Source organism: Kineococcus radiotolerans SRS30216 = ATCC BAA-149, from assembly GCF_000017305.1.
GTDB classification, from domain to species: Bacteria; Actinomycetota; Actinomycetes; order Actinomycetales; family Kineococcaceae; genus Kineococcus; species Kineococcus radiotolerans.
The window spans coordinates 1,318,891-1,334,796 of record NC_009664.2; the positions used below are offsets into that span (position 1 = coordinate 1,318,891).

The following is a 15,906-nucleotide window of genomic DNA, read 5'->3' on the forward strand; positions in this document are numbered from 1 at the left end:
CCCCCGCTCCTGGAGAAGACAACCGATGAGCGCACAAACCGTCGGCGCGCAGCCCGCCGTCACGAACGTCCCCCGCGGCGACGAGGGGCAGACCGGGGGCCGGCAGCGGTCCGCCTGGCTGTTCATCGCCCCGTTCGGCTTCTTCTACGTGTGCTTCCTGCTCGGCCCGTCGCTGTACATGTTCGTGGCGAGCTTCTTCGACACGTCCATCGTCAAGAACGGGCTGGGCAACTTCATCGGCCTGGAGAACTACAGCGCCCTGATGCAGTCGAGGGACTTCTGGTCCTCGATGTGGCACACGCTGCAGTTCACGATCTACACCGTGCCGCCGCTGGTGATCCTGTCCTTCGTGTTCGCGGTGCTGGCCAACCGGATGCCGCGCGGCTCGACGTTCTGGCGCCTCGCCTTCTTCACCCCCTACATCCTGCCCTCGGCGGCCATCTCGCTGATCTGGGTGTTCATCTTCACCGCGGACACCGGCCTGTGGGCCACCGTGCAGAAGTGGCTCGGTTCCGAGGCCCCGACCCCGGTGCTGGGCACCCCGAGCCTGGCCATGGTCGGCGTCGCCATCGCCACCATCTGGTGGACGATCGGCTTCAACTTCATCCTCTACCTGGCCGGTCTGCAGGACATCCCCCGCGAGCTCTACGAGGCGGCCGCCATCGACGGCGCGACGCCCTGGCAGCAGATCCGCCACCTCACGATCCCGCTGCTGAGCCGCACGACCACGCTGGTGCTGCTGCTGCAGATCATCGCCAGCCTGAAGATCTTCGACCAGGTCTACCTCATGACCAGCGGCGGCCCCGGGACGAGCACGGAGACCGCGCTGGTCTTCATCACCAAGACCGGGTTCACCGACTTCCGGATCGGCGCGGCCGCCGCGGCGTCGTTCCTGCTCTTCGTCGTCATCGTCGCCATCGCCGTGATCCGGCAGCTCGCCGAGCGCGCTCAGCAGAAGGGAGCCTGACATGGCGACCATCGACACGTCCGGCAGCCGCCGGTCCGGCGTCTCCGTCGCCGCCCCCCGGGCCCGCGTCGCCAAGCCCGGCGCCAACGGCGGCAAGACCTTCAACCGGATCACCGCCGTCGTCCTCGGGATCTTCGCCGTCATCTGGCTCATCCCGAGCCTGTGGGCGATCAAGACCTCCTTCACCGACAACGCCGTCTCGGCGCTGGGCACCCAGGCGATCCTCAAGGACGTCAACCCGACGCTGGCGTCGTACTCCGCCCTGCTGGGCGGGGGCGACCTGTGGAACTGGTACCTGGCCAGCTTCATCACCTCGACGCTGTCCGCGGCGCTGGTCGTAGTCTTCGCCTCCATGGCGGCGTTCGCGATCTCCCGGATGCGCTTCCGCGGCCGCAACGTCGTCTTCGTCCTGCTGCTGGCCGGGATCATGGTCCCCGCCGACGTGCTGATCATCCCGATCTTCCAGCTGCTGAACTCCGTCGGGCTGCTCAACACCTACTGGGCGGTGATCTTCCCGCAGGTCTCCAGCGTCATCGCGCTGTTCGTCTTCAAGCAGTTCTTCGACGGCCTGCCCAAGGAGCTGGAGGAGGCCGCCCGCCTGGACGGCGCCACCAACTGGCGCATCTACCGCTCGGTCATCATGCCCCTGTCGCGCCCGGTCCTGTCGGCCATGGCGATCGTCACCTTCGTGGGCGTGTGGAACAACCTGATCCTGCCCCTGTACGTGCTGTCCAACCCCGACCTCATGACGATCCCCGTCGGCCTGGCCACCGTCCAGGGCTCCTTCGGCCAGCGGTTCTCCGACATCCAGGCCTCCACGATCCTCGGCGCCCTGCCGCTGGTCGTCCTGTTCCTCGTCTTCCAGCGCCGCATCGTCGAGGGCGTCGCCGGCACCGGTCTGAAGGGCTGAACCACCTGTGAGCACCACTGCACCGACCAGCGGGACCCTGCACGGCGTCGTGGACCTCGACGTCGCCGGCGCCACCATCAGCCGCCACCTCTACGGCCACTTCGCGGAGCACCTCGGCCGGTGCATCTACGAGGGGTTCTGGGTCGGGGAGGACTCCCCGATCCAGAACACCTCCGGCGTCCGCGACGACGTCGTGCAGGCCCTGAAGGACATCAGCATCCCCAACCTGCGTTGGCCCGGGGGCTGCTTCGCCGACGAGTACCACTGGGAGAACGGCGTCGGCCCCCGCGAGGACCGCCCCTCGATGGTCAACACCCACTGGGGCGACGTCGTCGAGGACAACTCCTTCGGCACCCACGAGTTCATGCGGCTGTGCGAGCTGCTGGGGGCGGAGCCCTACGTCTCGGGCAACGTCGGCTCGGGCACGGTCCAGGAGATGAGCGACTGGGTCGAGTACCTCACCCGCTCCGGCGACGCCCCCATGTCCCGGCTGCGCCGCGAGCACGGGCGCACCGAGCCGTGGAAGGTGCCGTTCTGGGGCGTCGGCAACGAGGCCTGGGGCTGCGGCGGCAACATGACCGCCGAGCAGTACGCCCAGCTCGCCTCCCAGTTCTCCACCTACGCCCGCAACCACGACGGCAACGAGCTGTACCGCATCGCCGCCGGCCCCAACCGCGACGACTACCACTGGACCGAGACGCTGATGAAGTCGATCAGCACCCTCGGCGGCCCCGTGGAGGAGCGCCACCACCAGCGCTGGCAGGCGCTGTCGTTCCACTACTACACCCACGCCAGCGACGACTGGCAGCACAAGGGCTCGGCGACGGAGTTCGACGCCGGCGAGTACCACGCCACGATGGTCAACGCCTGGCGCATCGACGAGATCGTCCGCGGCCACTCCCGGGTCATGGACGCCTACGACCCCGACGCGACCATCGGCCTCGTCTGCGACGAGTGGGGCACCTGGTGGGACGTCGAACCCGGCACCAACCCCGGGTTCCTCTTCCAGCAGAACACCCTGCGCGACGCGCTGGTGGCCGGTCTGCACTTCGACGTCTTCCACGCCAACGCCCGCCGGCTGGTGATGGCCAACATCGCCCAGACGGTCAACGTGCTGCAGGCGATGGTCCTCACCGACGGGGCGCGGATGGTCCTCACCCCGACGTACCACGTGTTCGCGATGAACGCCGGGCACCAGGACGCCACCAGCCACCCCGTGCACGTCGTCGCCGGCGACGCCCGCTACGAGGGCGAGGCGGGCGAGTACCGGACCCTGACGACGTCGGTGAGCTCCCGCGAGGGCAGCGCGCTGGTCTCGGTCACCAACCTCGACGTCGAGCGCGGCGGGACGGTGCGCCTGGACCTGCGCGGGCGGGACTGGACCGTGGCGGCGGCGACGCTGCTCGCGGCCCCCTCCCTGCAGGAGCACAACACCGTGGAGAACCCGACCGCGGTCGCGCCGGTCCCCTTCGACGGGGCCCGCCGCGAGGGCGACACCCTCGTCGTCGAGCTGCCCGCGCACTCCTTCGCCACGGTGCAGCTCACCCTCGGCTGAGCCGCACCCGCTCCCCCGGGAGCACCCCCGACGCGCCCGGGCGCGGCCGAGCAGGCCGCGCCCGGGCGCTCTCGCGTCGGGGCCCGCTCAGCCCAGCGCGCTCAGCCCAGCCCGTGCGCGGTCAGCACCGTCCCCAGGACCGCCGCCGGGGCGCCCCGCCCGTCGGCGCGCGGCCAGTGGACGCAGACCTCGTCGTAGCCCGCACCGGCCAGCGCCGCCGCGAAGCGCGGGTAGTCGGTGAACGCCCCCCGCTCGTCGAGGCCGAGCAGCGCCAGGCGCCGCACCCCCGCCGAGCCCGCCACGGCGTCGAAGCGGGCCGCGGGGTCCAGGAACCGGGCGATCGCGTCCTCCACGGAGTCCCCCGGACCGGGCTGCCCGGAGCCGTAGGTGACCCAGGTGTCGCCGGTGCGCGCCGCGAACCGCAGGCCCCGCGGACCGGCCGCGGCCACCGTCAGCGGGACCCGCCCCGCGACCGGGCCGGGGACGTTGCGGGCGTCGACGGCGCGGTAGCGCTCCCCCGCCGCGTCGGTGACCCGCTGCGTCAGCAGCGTCGTCAGCAGCGTCGTCCACTCCTCGAACCGGTCCTGGCGCTGCCCGGGGGTGAGCGGCGCCAGCCCGAGCACCGCCGCGTCCTCGGCCGAGGTGCCCGCCCCGACCCCGAGCTCCACGCGCCCCCCGCTCAGCTGGTCGAGGGTCATCACCTCGGCCGCGAAGGTCACCGGGTGCCGGAAGTTGGGCGAGGCCACCAGGGTCCCCAGCCGCACGCGGGTCGTGGCGACGGCGGCGGCCGCCAGCAGGGGCACGGCGTTGAACCAGGGGCCGTCGCGGAAGTCGCGCCACGACAGGTGGTCGTAGCAGAACACCGTCCGCAGGCCCGCGGCCTCGACCTCCCGGGCGGTGGCGGTGAAGGACGTCGGGTGCAGGTCGTTGAGGACCACGCAGGAGAGTTCGACCACCCCGGCAGCCTAGGGACCGCTCAGCGGGTGCGGCGACGGAACCACCGGCGCCGCCGCGCCGGCGGCTCCACCGCGGCGGGGGCCGCCGGAGCCGGGCGGGCCGCCCGCCACGCCTCCAGGACCGCCTCCTCGTCGAGCAGGGCCACCACCACCAGCGGCCCGTCCGCGGGCCGCCGGTAGAGCTCCCGGACCCGGTCGTTGAAGTCGGCCACGACCTCGCGGACCGCGGGCTCGCGCCCGAGCTGCGCCACGTCGCGCAGCAGCACCTCGCGCTCGCGGCGCAGCGCGAGCGCCGGCGGCAGCATGGCGGTCACGTCGTAGCCCTCGCGCCGGGCCTTGTCCGCGGCCCACTGCTCGGCGGAGAACTCCCGGTCCAGCCCGGGCAGCGGCGCCCCGGCGCCGGGCAGGTGGTCGAAGTCGCCCCGCTCCTGCGCCTCGCGCACCTGCCGCTCGACCCAGTCCTCGAAGGGGGTGCCGGGCGGTTTGCGTCCACTGGCCACCCGCCCACTCTGGCACCCGCCGGCCCGCGCGCCACCGGGTGCCGGCGGGACCCGGGAGCGGTTCAGCTCCCCGCGTCGCCCTCGCCGAGGCGGGCGGCCCGCTCCGCGACCCGGCGCGCGCTCTCCTCCTCGGAGAGGTCCTCCACCCGGGTCATCACCGACCACCGCACCCCGAACGGGTCGCGGAGGCTCGCGAACCGGTCTCCGGAGACGAAGTTCGTCAGGGGTTCGCGGACCATCGCCCCCGCCGCCTCGGCGCGGGCCACCACCGCGTCGGCGTCGGCGCAGTAGAACCCCAGCGAGTAGCAGTCGTCCTCCCCGGCCGGGGCCGCGACGAGGTGGTACTCCGGGTTCGGCTCGCCCAGCTGCAGGTGCCCGCACCCCAGGTCGAGGTCGGCGTGGACGACGATCCCGCCCACCTCGGTGACGTCGACGACCCGTGCTCCGAAGACGTCGCGGTAGAACGCGATCGCCTCCGCGGCGCGGGGGACGGACAGGAAGGGGGTGAGGCTGGTCATCCCGTGCGGAACGCCGCGGGTGGTGTGCTCGCCGTGGGCGGCCCTGCTCGTGGTGGTGCTCGCGCTGCTCATGCCCGCGACGCTAGGTGCCCGGGGCGGGCGCGGGCTTGGAGATCCGCGCCAGTCCCCGTCCGGGCGCAGTAGCGTGCCCGGGGTGAGCGGAACCGACCGCGGGATCCTCTACCCCGCCCGGCTGCCCCGGTTCACCCGCGTCCCCGCCCCGCCGGAGGTGGGCGAACTGGTCCGGTGGTTCTGGGTCCCGCAGTGGGACGTGGCCGCGGGCCGGACCTCCCGCCAGCACCTCGTCGCCTTCCCGGCCTGCAACCTCGTCGTGGAGAGCGGGGACGGGGGGTTCGTCGGGTTCGCGGGGCCCACCACGCGGCGTTCGCACCGCGACCTCACCGGCACGGGCTGGGCGGTCGGGGCGCAGCTGCGCCCGGCGGCGGTGCCCGTGTTCACCGACGGCCCCGCGGCGCTGCGCGACCGCTACGTCCGCCTGGAGCTGCCGGGCCTGCTGGGCGCCGTCCTGGCCGCGGCGGCGGCCGGGCCCGCGGACGCCCTGCCGCAGCGCACGGCCGCGGCGTTCGCCGGTTGGCTCGCCGCCCACGTCGGGGAACCGTCCGCCGAGGCGCGGACGGCCAACGCGATGGCCGAGGTCATCGACACCGACCCCGCCGTGGTGCGGCTGGAGGACGTCGCGCTGCGGCTGGCGGTCTCGACGCGCACCCTGCAACGGCTCGCCCACCGCTACGTCGGGCTGCCGCCGGCGGCGATGATCCGCCGGCGGCGGTTGCAGGAGGCCGCCGAGCGCGTCCGGACCGACCCCTCCGCCGACCTGGCCCGGATCGCGGCGGAACTCGGCTACGCCGACCACGGGCACCTGACCCGCGACTTCCGGGCGGTGCTGGGGATGGTGCCCAGCGAGTACCGCCGCGGCGGCGGGGCCGGCTGAGCGCCCGGTCCCGCGGAGCGCTCAGTCCTCGGGCTCGGTGCTGAAGAACCCGTCCACGACGTCGAGGACGGCCCCGGCCAGGCCCGCGCGCGCCGTCCACGGCTCCACCGGCGACAGCACCCCCAGCTCGACGAGGCGCTGCACGGCCGCCAGCGCCGCGGGCAGGTCCGCCTCGTCGCCGTTCTCGGTGAGGAGCTCGCGCAACCGGCCCGACGTCATGGGGTCCAGCACGGCGGAGGTGACCGCCGAGAGGCCCCCGACGACGGCGCCGGGGCTGCCGGCCGCGGCGAGGGTCCCGCTGATGACCGACGCCGCGAAGACCGTGGCGAGGTCGCCGCGGTGCTCCGGGTCCCCCGCCCGCGGCACCTCGGTGCGCCCGTCGACGACTGTGACGAACCCGTTGCGCTGCAGCTCGGCCCACTCGGCGACCGGGTCCAGCGGCAGGTCGAAGGGCGCCAGCCGGGCCCGCAGGACCTCCACGGCCGGCCCCTCCCCCTCGGCGTCCACCGCGGCGTCGACCCCGGCGGCGAGCTCGTCGACGGCGTCGAGCGCCGCGGTGACCCACGGCAGCGCGGCCAGGTCCGCCAGCCGGCTCTCGGGCGGGACGGCCTCCTCCGCGGCGCGCAGGGCGTCGAGGACGCTGGCGGTGGCCGCGGCGGTGGCGCCGACCCCGCCGGAGGCGACGTCGAGGCAGTCGGCGAGCTCCTCGTCCTCCCCGGCCCACTGCTCGGTCTCGCCGAGGAACATCAGGTACGACGTCCAGGCCAGGCGGGTCTCGTCGACGAGCTCCTGCGCGTCGAGCTCGTTGTGCTCGGCGACCGCGGGGACGATCTCGGTGAACAGCTCCTGCAGCCCCTCGGCGCTGAACCAGCGCGCGGAGGCGGGGACGAGGTCGAGCTCCAGGGACAGCACGAGCCAGCCGAGGGACTCCATCAGCCGCGCCTCGAGGTCGCCGACGTCCATCGGCGCCCCCGCCGCGCCGTCCCCGCCGGCCTCGTCCTGCTCGGCCAGCTCGGCCTCGAGGAAGCGGCGGAAGGGGACCTGCAGGTCGCCCAGGACCCGGCCCCCGGCGCGCAGCGGGGACATCGCGGTGCCGCTGCCCCCGCGGTGGGCGGGGTGGCCGTGGGACTTCTTCTTCTTCGGCACGGGTACCTCGGGGACGGGGACGGTCGGAGCGGCCAGCGTAGTCGGGGCGCGCTCGCGGTGCGGCGGGCGCGAGGTCAGCCCGGGGTGCGCACGTCCAGCCCCTCGACCTCGGTGAACCCCAGCCGCGCGTAGACGCGCGCGGCGCGGTCGTCGTCGGGCTGGAGGTGGGCCAGCGCGGCCCCGGCGGCGAGGGCGCGCTCCAGCAGCCAGGACGACAGCCCGGCGCCGACGCCCCGCCGGCGCGCGCCGGGGACGACCCCCACCCCGGCCAGCAGCACCGCCGGCCCGGCGGCCCCGTCGGAGCGCACGGCGTGCGCCGCGGCGACGGGCTCGTCGCCGTCGAGCACCAGACCCACCTCGACGCCGGGGTTCTCCAGGTGCCCGGCCAGCCAGCGCCGGACCGGGGCGGCGGGTCCGCCGAACGCCGCGACGTCCACGGCCACCACGGCGTCCAGGTCCTGCGGCGCGGCGCGGCGGACGGCGACCCCGGCGGGCAGCGGGGCGGGGGCGAACCGCGCGGGGCGCAGCCCGGCGAGGCGCTGGTGGACGAGGAGGTCCCCGCCCGGCCAGCCGGTCGGCCACGCCGGGGAGGGGGGCGTTCGCCAGGCCCACGGGGTGCCCCGGGCCGCCCACCACGCCGCCACCCGTTCCGGGTCGGTGGTGGCGGGGTCGAGGAGGTCCGTCCCGTTGTACGGGCCGAACGGCAGTCCGCTGCAGGCGGCCCGGGCCCCGCCGAGGTCCGCGACGGCCCCTCCGGGGCGGCCGCCGGCGGTGACGGCCCAGGCGTCGGCGTGGGCGGTGCGGACGAGGGCGCCGGTGAGGTCGGGCACCGGCCCAGCGTGCCGCCCGGCGGGGACCGGCGGCCACCGGTTTCCCGCCCCGCGGCCCGGCGCCTCGGCGCGCGGGCGCGGCTGCACCACGATGGGCACCGTGGACGACCTCCCGACGCGCTTCGCGGCGGCCCGGGCCCGCCGCGCCGACCCCGCCCGCCCGGAGCTGGCGGCGACGGCCCTGGCCGCGGCCTGCTGCGACGTGCTGGCCGTGGACGGGGCCGTGGTCAGCGTCGCGGGCCGGGACGCGTGGCGGTTGCCCGTCGGGGCCAGCGACGACGCGGCCGCCGCGGCGGAGCGCTGGCGGTTCACGGTCGGGCAGGGCCCCGGCGGCGGGGACGGGGCCGCGGAGCCCCTGGTCGTGGACGCGGACGGGTTGCGGACCCGCTGGCCCGCGCTGCACGACCAGCTGCGCCGCCACACCCCCTTCCGCAGCACGGTGACGCTGCCGCTGCGGCTGCTCCTGCCGGGCGGGGCGACGGGTCCGGGGGTGCTCGACCTGCACCTGCACCGCGAGCGCCCCCTCGCGCCCCCCGGCCCCGGCGCGGCGCCCCTGGACCTGGGCCCGGCCCGCCGGGTGGCCGCCCTCGTCGGCGCCGGGCTCGACGCCACCGGGGCCGGCGCCACCGGGGCCGGCGCGGGCGAGGGGCACGGGGAGCCGGACTGGATGGACGCCCCCACCGCCCGGGCCCGCCAGCGGGTGTGGATGGTCATCAGCATGGCCCAGCAGGTGCTGGCCGTGGAGCGCGCCGACGCGCTGGCCCTGCTGCGCGCCACCGCCTACGTGCAGGACCGGACCCTGGAGGACCTCGCCGAGGACGTCGTCGCGGGACGCACCCCCCTGGGGTCCCTGCGGGGGTGAGGGCCGCGGCGGGATCGAGGCGCGGGCGCGCCGTCGCGGCGCGACGGCGCCGCCGGTCCGCGATGATGGGGCGGTGAGGCTGACCGGGCTGGAGCGTCGGATCCTCGAGGGCGCGGACGTGGGTCACGTCGTGGACGAGCCCGGGTGCGCGCCGCTCGTGGGCGCCGCCTACCGGCACCTGGAGCAGTACGGGCTCCTCGACGCGGACTGGTGGGGCGACGACCTCGTGCCGCTGATGGTCGAGATCACCCCGGCGGGCCGCACGCTGCTGCGCCACGGCGGCTGACGCCCGCCGCGACCCCGGGGGCGGGCGCGCCCGGCCCGCGGGAGACTCGCCCCGTGGTCACCACCCGCCTCATCGACGTCGGCGACGCGGAGCGGCTGGCGCTGCTGCTGCGGGAGAACCGCGACTTCCTGGCGCCGTACGAACCGCTGCGCGAGGACGCCTGGTTCACGGCCGAGGGCCAGCGCGCCGTCGTCGAGGCGGACCTGCGCGCCCACGAGCAGGGCACCGGCCTGCCCCACGTCGTCCTCGACGACACGGGCGCCGTCGTCGGCCGCACCACCCTCAACGGCATCGTCCGCGGAGCGTTCCAGTCGTGCAGCATCGGCTACTGGGTCGCCCAGGACGCGGGCGGCCGCGGGGTGGCCACCGCCGCGGTGGCGCGCCTGACCGGGCTGGCCTTCGACGAGCTCGGCCTGCACCGGGTGCAGGCCGAGGTCCTGGTGGACAACGTCCGCTCCCGGCGGGTGCTGGAGCGCAACGGCTTCACCCGCTACGGCCTGGCCCCCCGGTACCTGAGGATCGCCGGCCGGTGGCAGGACTGCGAGGTGCACCAGCTGCTGGACCCGCGGGCGTGAGGGCGCCGGGCAGCGCCCGCGCCGACGGGGCGGGAGCGCCCCGCCCGGGTCAGGCCCCCACCGGGGCGGGGGTCCGCAGGGCGTCGCGCACCACGGGGTAGAGGTCGCCCCAGCAGCGGACGATCCTGCCGTCGGCGAAGCGGTAGACGACCAGTTCCTGGACGCTGATCGTGCGGCCGGTGGGGGCGATGCCGCTGAAGGGGCCGGTGTGCGTGCCCCGGCCGGTGAGCCGGGCGACGACCGTGTCCCCCTGCACCACCCGTTCCTGCAGCTCCCAGCGGTAGTCCGGAAAGCCGACGGCCACCGCCCGCACCCCCTCGACGTAGGCGGCGAGCCCGTCGACGGGCCCGGACCCGCTGACCTCCTCGGAGACGAACTCGCCGAGGTCGTCGAAGCGGTGCTCGTTGCAGCACGCGAGGTAGCGCTCGTACACGGCGGCCACGTCCGCGGTTCCGGTCCCCACCGCGCCATGCAAGCACGGCCCGGTGCCCGTCGCCACGCCGGGACGCCCGCCGTGGACCCCGCGCCGCGGCGGCGCCGGTCAGGCCGAGGGGACGCCGGCCCCGGTCACGAGAGCGGTCATCAGCTCCATGCCCGCCCGGTCCACCGAGCGCGCGGTGTTGCTCAGCACGACGACCCCGACCCCCAGCTGCGGCTGGAACCCGGCGAAGGAGAAGAACCCGCCCGTACCGCCGTTGTGCCAGAGCACGGAGTGCTCCGTACCCCGCAGCGGGGTCAGCATCCAGCCCAGGCACACCTGCAGCCACCGGTTCGCCCGGAACCGCGGCTGCTGCACCAGCCGCAGGGCGTCGGGCAGCGCGCCGTCCCCGGGTTCGAGGTGGGCGCGCAGGAACGCCAGGACGTCGTCCGCCGTGGACCACAGGCCCCCGGCCGGCGCCACCGCGTCCAAGGTCCAGTCGGGCACCGGCCGGCGGCGGGCGGAGTGCCCGGTCGCCCGGCGGTCCTGCTGGTCGGGACGCACGTCGGCCACCGTGTCCCGCAGCCCCAGGGGGCCGGTGACCTCGTCGGCGACGAGCCGCTCCCAGGAGGTCCCCGCCCGCCGGGCCAGGGCCTGCCCGAGCAGGGCGACGCCGAAGTTGGAGTAGCGGAACCGCCGCCCGGGACGCGCCCCGGACCGGCACCGGCCGTAACCCGCGACGAGGTCCTCGGGCGAGAGGCCCCGGTAGGGGTCCGAGCGCTGGCGCAGGCCGCGCAGCAGCACCCCGGGCGGCAGGCGGGGGAGCCCGGAGGAGTGCGTCGCGAGGTGGGCCGTCGTGATCGCCGGCCGCGGCAGCGGGGAGGACAGCTCGGGGAACGAGGCGTCCACGGGGGTGTCCAGCGCGAGCTCACCCCGCGTCACCGCCGCCGCGAGGGCCAGGGTGGTGAACACCTTCGTGACGGACCCGATCTGGAACAGGGTGCGCCCGTCCGGGACGGTCCCCGCGCCCCCGGCGCTGCCCGCGCCGTGCACCGCGGTCTCCCCGCCCCGCACCGCGGCCACCACCAGCCCCCGGTGGCGCCGCGCCTGCGCCTCGGCCGTGCGCCGCACCCGGTCCGCCAGATCCCCGTCGAGTTCCACGGACCCATCCCAGCAGGGCGGGCCCGGCCGGTCCTCCCCCGTTCGGTGCCTCCCGCATCCGCCGACCGGCGGGCACCGGCGGGAGGGGCCTCCCGGGACCGCGACGCTCAGGCCGACCCGACCCGCAGGTCCGGCGACGGGTCACCCGCGTCGGCGCCGTCCGCCCCCGGCGACGGGACCCCCAGGCGCAGCAGCGGTTCCAGCTCCCCCGGCGGCAGGGCCGCGGACCACAACCAGCCCTGGCCGTGCGTCACGCCCATGCCGTGCAGGACGTCGCGCTGCGCGGCGGTCTCGACCCCCTCGGCGGTGATGCCCAGGCCCAGGGCGTGGCTGACGGCCACGACGGCGCGCACGACCTCCTCGTCCCGGGCGGAGCGGCCGATGCCGTTGACGAAGCTGCGGTCGATCTTCACCCGGGTGACGGGGAAGTCGCGCAGGTAGCTCAGCGCGGAGTACCCCGTCCCGAAGTCGTCGACGGCCAGGCCGACGCCGAGCCCGCGCAGCCGGTGCAGGACGTCCAGCGTCGCCTCGTCGCCCTCCAGCATCGAGGACTCGGTCAGTTCCAGGACCACGCAGCGACCCGGCACCCGGTGCGCGTGCAGCAGCCGCGCCAGGTCGTCGGGCAGGGCGGGGTCGAACAGCTGCCGCGGGGAGACGTTCACCGACACGGTGAACGCCTGGTCGACGGCCCCGGCCCGGCGCCACTCGGCCAGCTGCGCGAGCGCCCGGTCCAGGACGGAGCGCCCCACCGCGACGATGAGGCCCGCGTCCTCCAGGACGGGGACGAACACCACCGGGGAGACCGGGCCCACGCCAGGACGGTTCCAGCGGACCAGGGCCTCGACCCCGCGCGGGCGGCCGTCGGCGACGTCGACGACCGGCTGGTAGACGACCTCGAACGCGTCGGCGTCCACCGCGTGGCGCAGCGCGACCTCCAGGTCGAGGACGTCGCCGGCGTCGGAGCGCATGGACTCGTCGAACAGCGCCCACCGGTTGCGGCCCTGGGCCTTCGCCCGGTACATCGCGGCGTCGGCGTCGCGCAGCGCGTCCTCGGCGCCGGTGAGGACGCGGGCCAGGCCGACCGAGGCGGTCACGACGACCTCCGCGCCCGGCAGCTGCGCGGGCCGCCCGACGGCGTCGAGGACGGCGCGGGCGAGGTCCTCCACCTCGGTCGCGGTGCCCACCGTGGCCAGGACGAACTCGTCGCCGGACAACCGGCCCACCACCGCCGTGCCGGCGACGGCCCGCAGGCGCCCCGCGGTGGTCCGCAGCAGCTCGTCGCCCGCCCCGTGGCCCCAGCGGTCGTTGACCCGCTTGAAGCCGTCGAGGTCGCAGAACAGCACCCAGCGGTCGGACCCGGCGGGGACGGGACGGGCCCGGAGCCCGTCGACGAGCCGGTCGACCTCCTCCCGGTTGGCGAGGTCGGTCAGGGAGTCGTGGCGGGTCCGCCGCTCCAGGACCGCCCGCGCCCGGGCCTGCCCGTCGACGGCGGAGACCGCGCGGAAGACCAGCAACCCGAACGTGACGGCCAGGGTGGACGCGGAGGCGAGGCCGTGCAGGCGGGGGTGGGTGGTGGTGGGCCAGGTGACCAGGACGACGACGGCGGCCATCGAGACCGTGAGGGTCACCAGCCGCGGCGGCGACCAGGCGTCGCCGTCGCCGCGGGGGGACGGGCCGGCGTCGGGGGCCGGCGCGCGGCGGCGCGACTGGGAGGGGTGCACGGCGGCCGCCCCCAGGCACAGGTAGCCCACGGCGTAGAACCCCTGGGCCGCCGCGGGCGGGAGGACCGCGCCCGCGGCCTCCGCGACGCCGAACCAGGTGTCGCCCACCAGGAGAGCGAGGATGGCCCCGAAGAGCAGCCGGTTGCTGGGACGGCGGGGGGCGGAGATCAGCAGGTCCGCGACGATCCCCAGGATCACCACGTCGACCATCGGGTACACCCCGGCCAGGACGATCGCCGCCGGGTCCGCACCGGCCCTCTCCAGGGCGGGCAGGACGAGCAGCCGCAGCGAGGCGAGCGCCCCGGCGCAGGTGAGGACCAGCACGTCGCAGACGACCTCGCGGCGCAGCCCGCGGTGGGCGCGCAGCAGCGCCCCCAGGGCCAGCAGCAGCAGGGTGAAACCGGTGAGGGAGAACACGTCGCCGAGGCGGGCCGGGACGTCGTCCCGTCCCGCCGTCCACGCCCGCACGCCCAGCCCGGCGAGGAAGACGAACCCGGACAGGGCCATCGCCCACCACGCCCAGCGCGGCCGGGGGCGGTGCACGACGGCCCCGACGACCAGGCCGAGCAGGCCGACGACGCCGCTGGCGGCGAGCACGACGGAGCGCACCCCGTCGCCCACGGGCGCGAGGCAGGTGGTGAACACCGCGAGGAGGAGCACGACGGTGCCGACGTCGACGGTGCGGTCCACCCGCCGCTGCGTCCTCGTGGTCACGACCCGCCCTCCCCCGGTCCCCGCCGGCGGCGGGGGTGCTGGGGAGTTCGTCGGCGCGCGCGGCGCTGCGCTTGAACCGGGCGGCGGCGTGCCCGCCCCGCGGGGCGGGTCCCGGTGCCGGGCGGGTCTCAGTGCCGGGCGGGCCGGCGCGCCGGGCGGGCCGGGGCGCCGGCCCGGGCGTGCTCGGCCTGGCGGCGGCGGTGGGCCACCTGCTCGGCGTCGGGGACGACCACGACGGGGGTGGACGCGTGGTGCAGGACGGCGTGGCTGGTGGAGCCGATGAGGGCGGAGGTCAGGGCGCTGTGCCCGCGGGAGCCGACGACGAGCAGCGCGCAGGCCGCGGCGGCCTCGAGCAGGACGTCCTCGGGGTGGTCGTCCTCGACGACGGTGCCGCTGACCTCGACGTGCGGTTCCTCCTCGCCCAGCCAGCGCAGGAGGTCCTCCAGGCGGGCGTGCACCGCGGTCTCGTCCGCGGCGCGGGTCCGGTGCACCTCGGCGGGGTCGAGCCCGAGCGCGAGGTGCGCGGCGCTGCGCCAGACCGTCAGGACCCGGACGCGGTCCCCGGTGCGGGCGGCGTGCGCGACGGCCCAGCGGGCGGCGGCGGTGGCCGCGAGGGAGCCGTCGAAGCCGACGACGAGGTCGCGGGCGCCCTCCGCGGCCGGTCCGCGGACCACGACGACGGGGCAGGTGGCGTGGGAGGCGACGAACAGGCTGGTGGACCCCAGCTGGAAGCCCCCGAGCAGCCCGGCGCGCAGCCGGCTGCGGCGGCGGGCGCCGGTGACCAGGAGGTCCGCGGAGCGGGCGGCGTCCAGCAGCGCGGTCCGGGGGTGGTCGTGGACGAGGGTGGCGCGGACGTCGCCGGGGCCCCCGCCGGGACCGCCGTGCGCGACGGCCTCGCGGGCCGCGGCCAGCTCGCCCCAGGCGGCCTCCTCGAGGTGCTCCAGGAGCTGCGGCGCGTAGCCGGCGCTCCAGGGGTCCGGGGCGGGGACGAGCTGCACGCCGCGGACGAGCTCGAGGTCGGCGCCGCGCCCGGCGGCGGTCCGCGCCGCCCACTCCAGCGCGGCGCGGGAGTCGGCGAGGGTGTCGATCCCGACGACCACCCTGCCGTGCACGACCGTGACCACGACCCACCTCCCCGTCGGACCAGGCTCCGGACCCCACCACTGCGCTGCGTAGGTTTCCGCTCACACTGGGCTAAGCGCGGGCGGGGCGCAAGAGCCGGGGCGGTCCCGGTGGGGCCGTTCCCCCGGCCGGACGGGGCCCGGCCGGGAGGGGCTCAGACCAGCCGGCGCTCGGAGTGGTTCAGCCGCACCCGCAGCACACTGGCCACGACGTCGCGGGAGGCGATGCGCCGGCGCACCCGGCGGCCGTCCTCGACGACGACCACCTCCGGGCAGGTCATGCCCGTCGCCGCGAGCGCGGCCGCGGCCTCGCGGGGGATGACGTCGCCGGGGCGCAGGGCCGCGAGCGTCGTCCGGGTCGGGATGGGCAGCGACTGCCACCACGCGATCAGCGCGGGGTCCAGCTCCTGACGGACGTAGCCCGTGCCGCCCCAGGTGCCCGGGTCGGGGTCGTGCTGGTCGTTCTCCGGCGCCTTCACGTTCTCACTCACGCCCGTACTCTCCCGGATCCGGGCGCGCGACGCCTCCGGAACGGGGACGAGGGCGGCGGTGCGCGTGCTCGTGGAGCCCCTGGTCGGAATCGAGCCGACGACCTACCGCTTACAAGGCGGTTGCTCTGGCCACTGAGCTACAGGGGCGGGTCGTGCGGCGCCGAGTCTGCCACAGCGGCCGCCGGCGGGGCCCTCCGACGGCGCAGCGGTCCGGAGGGCCCGG

The 15,906-nt window shown here is 76.3% G+C and carries 17 protein-coding genes and 1 tRNA gene; 7 read left to right on the forward strand and 11 right to left on the reverse strand.

What is annotated here, in order from left to right:
• Nucleotides 1-25: 25 nt before the first annotated feature.
• The 3 genes from KRAD_RS06295 to KRAD_RS27470 are packed head-to-tail and all read left to right on the forward strand — an operon-like array spanning nucleotide 26 to nucleotide 3,432.
• A complete protein-coding gene (locus KRAD_RS06295) occupies nucleotides 26-967 on the forward strand; it encodes a carbohydrate ABC transporter permease (protein ID WP_012084696.1) in 942 nt (313 codons plus the stop codon).
• A 1-nt stretch (nucleotide 968) separates the two neighbouring features.
• Entirely contained in the window at nucleotides 969-1,877 is a 909-nt protein-coding gene (locus tag KRAD_RS06300) for a carbohydrate ABC transporter permease (RefSeq protein WP_012084698.1), read from the forward strand.
• 7 nt (nucleotides 1,878-1,884) lie between these two features.
• Nucleotides 1,885-3,432, forward strand: coding sequence for an alpha-N-arabinofuranosidase (locus tag KRAD_RS27470; RefSeq protein WP_012084699.1), 1,548 nt, complete (start codon nucleotides 1,885-1,887; stop codon nucleotides 3,430-3,432).
• 101 nt (nucleotides 3,433-3,533) lie between these two features.
• Here KRAD_RS27470 and KRAD_RS06310 read toward each other — a convergent pair whose 3' ends face one another.
• The 3 genes from KRAD_RS06310 to KRAD_RS06320 all read right to left on the reverse strand — a co-directional run bounded on the left by KRAD_RS06310 (nucleotide 3,534) and on the right by KRAD_RS06320 (nucleotide 5,478).
• On the reverse strand, nucleotides 3,534-4,388 hold the full coding sequence (locus tag KRAD_RS06310) for an LLM class flavin-dependent oxidoreductase (protein WP_012084700.1): 855 nt from the start codon (nucleotides 4,386-4,388) through the stop codon (nucleotides 3,534-3,536).
• A gap of 20 nt (nucleotides 4,389-4,408) precedes the next feature.
• Nucleotides 4,409-4,888, reverse strand: a complete 480-nt coding sequence (locus KRAD_RS06315; RefSeq protein ID WP_012084701.1) for a DnaJ family domain-containing protein — start codon at nucleotides 4,886-4,888, stop codon at nucleotides 4,409-4,411.
• Nucleotides 4,889-4,950: 62 nt separating this feature from the next.
• Nucleotides 4,951-5,478 carry a VOC family protein gene (locus KRAD_RS06320; protein WP_041291936.1) on the reverse strand — a complete coding sequence of 176 codons (528 nt, stop codon included), beginning with the start codon at nucleotides 5,476-5,478 and terminating at the stop codon, nucleotides 4,951-4,953.
• A gap of 82 nt (nucleotides 5,479-5,560) precedes the next feature.
• Here KRAD_RS06320 and KRAD_RS06325 point away from each other — a divergent pair, with 82 nt between their 5' ends.
• Nucleotides 5,561-6,358, forward strand: a complete 798-nt coding sequence (locus KRAD_RS06325; RefSeq protein WP_041291937.1) for an AraC family transcriptional regulator — start codon at nucleotides 5,561-5,563, stop codon at nucleotides 6,356-6,358.
• A 21-nt stretch (nucleotides 6,359-6,379) separates the two neighbouring features.
• Here KRAD_RS06325 and KRAD_RS06330 read toward each other — a convergent pair whose 3' ends face one another.
• Together KRAD_RS06330 and KRAD_RS24030 are read right to left on the reverse strand one after the other, a co-directional pair.
• Entirely contained in the window at nucleotides 6,380-7,504 is a 1,125-nt protein-coding gene (locus KRAD_RS06330; protein ID WP_012084704.1) for a hypothetical protein, read from the reverse strand.
• A gap of 74 nt (nucleotides 7,505-7,578) precedes the next feature.
• Nucleotides 7,579-8,334, reverse strand: coding sequence for a GNAT family N-acetyltransferase (locus KRAD_RS24030; RefSeq protein ID WP_012084705.1), 756 nt, complete (start codon nucleotides 8,332-8,334; stop codon nucleotides 7,579-7,581).
• 100 nt (nucleotides 8,335-8,434) lie between these two features.
• On the opposite strand from KRAD_RS24030, the gene KRAD_RS24035 reads away from it, so the two are divergent.
• From KRAD_RS24035 to KRAD_RS06350, 3 genes are all read left to right on the forward strand, one after another.
• On the forward strand, nucleotides 8,435-9,196 hold the full coding sequence (locus KRAD_RS24035; protein ID WP_049821089.1) for a hypothetical protein: 762 nt from the start codon (nucleotides 8,435-8,437) through the stop codon (nucleotides 9,194-9,196).
• A 73-nt stretch (nucleotides 9,197-9,269) separates the two neighbouring features.
• Nucleotides 9,270-9,482 (forward strand): hypothetical protein, encoded by a 213-nt coding sequence (locus KRAD_RS06345; protein WP_012084707.1) that lies wholly within the window; start codon nucleotides 9,270-9,272, stop codon nucleotides 9,480-9,482.
• A 53-nt stretch (nucleotides 9,483-9,535) separates the two neighbouring features.
• Complete coding sequence (locus KRAD_RS06350) at nucleotides 9,536-10,057, forward strand: GNAT family N-acetyltransferase (protein ID WP_012084708.1); 522 nt, start codon at nucleotides 9,536-9,538, stop codon at nucleotides 10,055-10,057.
• 49 nt (nucleotides 10,058-10,106) lie between these two features.
• On the opposite strand, the gene KRAD_RS06355 is transcribed toward KRAD_RS06350, so the two are convergent.
• From KRAD_RS06355 to KRAD_RS06380, 6 genes are all read right to left on the reverse strand, one after another.
• Nucleotides 10,107-10,520 carry an ester cyclase gene (locus KRAD_RS06355; protein ID WP_157873508.1) on the reverse strand — a complete coding sequence of 138 codons (414 nt, stop codon included), beginning with the start codon at nucleotides 10,518-10,520 and terminating at the stop codon, nucleotides 10,107-10,109.
• Between the two features lie 78 nt (nucleotides 10,521-10,598).
• On the reverse strand, nucleotides 10,599-11,636 hold the full coding sequence (locus KRAD_RS06360) for a serine hydrolase domain-containing protein (RefSeq protein WP_012084711.1): 1,038 nt from the start codon (nucleotides 11,634-11,636) through the stop codon (nucleotides 10,599-10,601).
• 107 nt (nucleotides 11,637-11,743) lie between these two features.
• Nucleotides 11,744-14,071: a putative bifunctional diguanylate cyclase/phosphodiesterase gene (locus KRAD_RS06365; protein ID WP_012084712.1), complete on the reverse strand. Its 2,328-nt coding sequence runs from the start codon at nucleotides 14,069-14,071 to the stop codon at nucleotides 11,744-11,746.
• Nucleotides 14,072-14,199: 128 nt separating this feature from the next.
• Complete coding sequence (locus KRAD_RS06370; RefSeq protein ID WP_012084713.1) at nucleotides 14,200-15,195, reverse strand: universal stress protein; 996 nt, start codon at nucleotides 15,193-15,195, stop codon at nucleotides 14,200-14,202.
• A gap of 152 nt (nucleotides 15,196-15,347) precedes the next feature.
• Nucleotides 15,348-15,683, reverse strand: a complete 336-nt coding sequence (locus tag KRAD_RS06375) for a hypothetical protein (protein WP_012084714.1) — start codon at nucleotides 15,681-15,683, stop codon at nucleotides 15,348-15,350.
• Between the two features lie 71 nt (nucleotides 15,684-15,754).
• Nucleotides 15,755-15,830, reverse strand: a tRNA-Thr gene (locus KRAD_RS06380).
• Nucleotides 15,831-15,906: the final 76 nt, after the last annotated feature.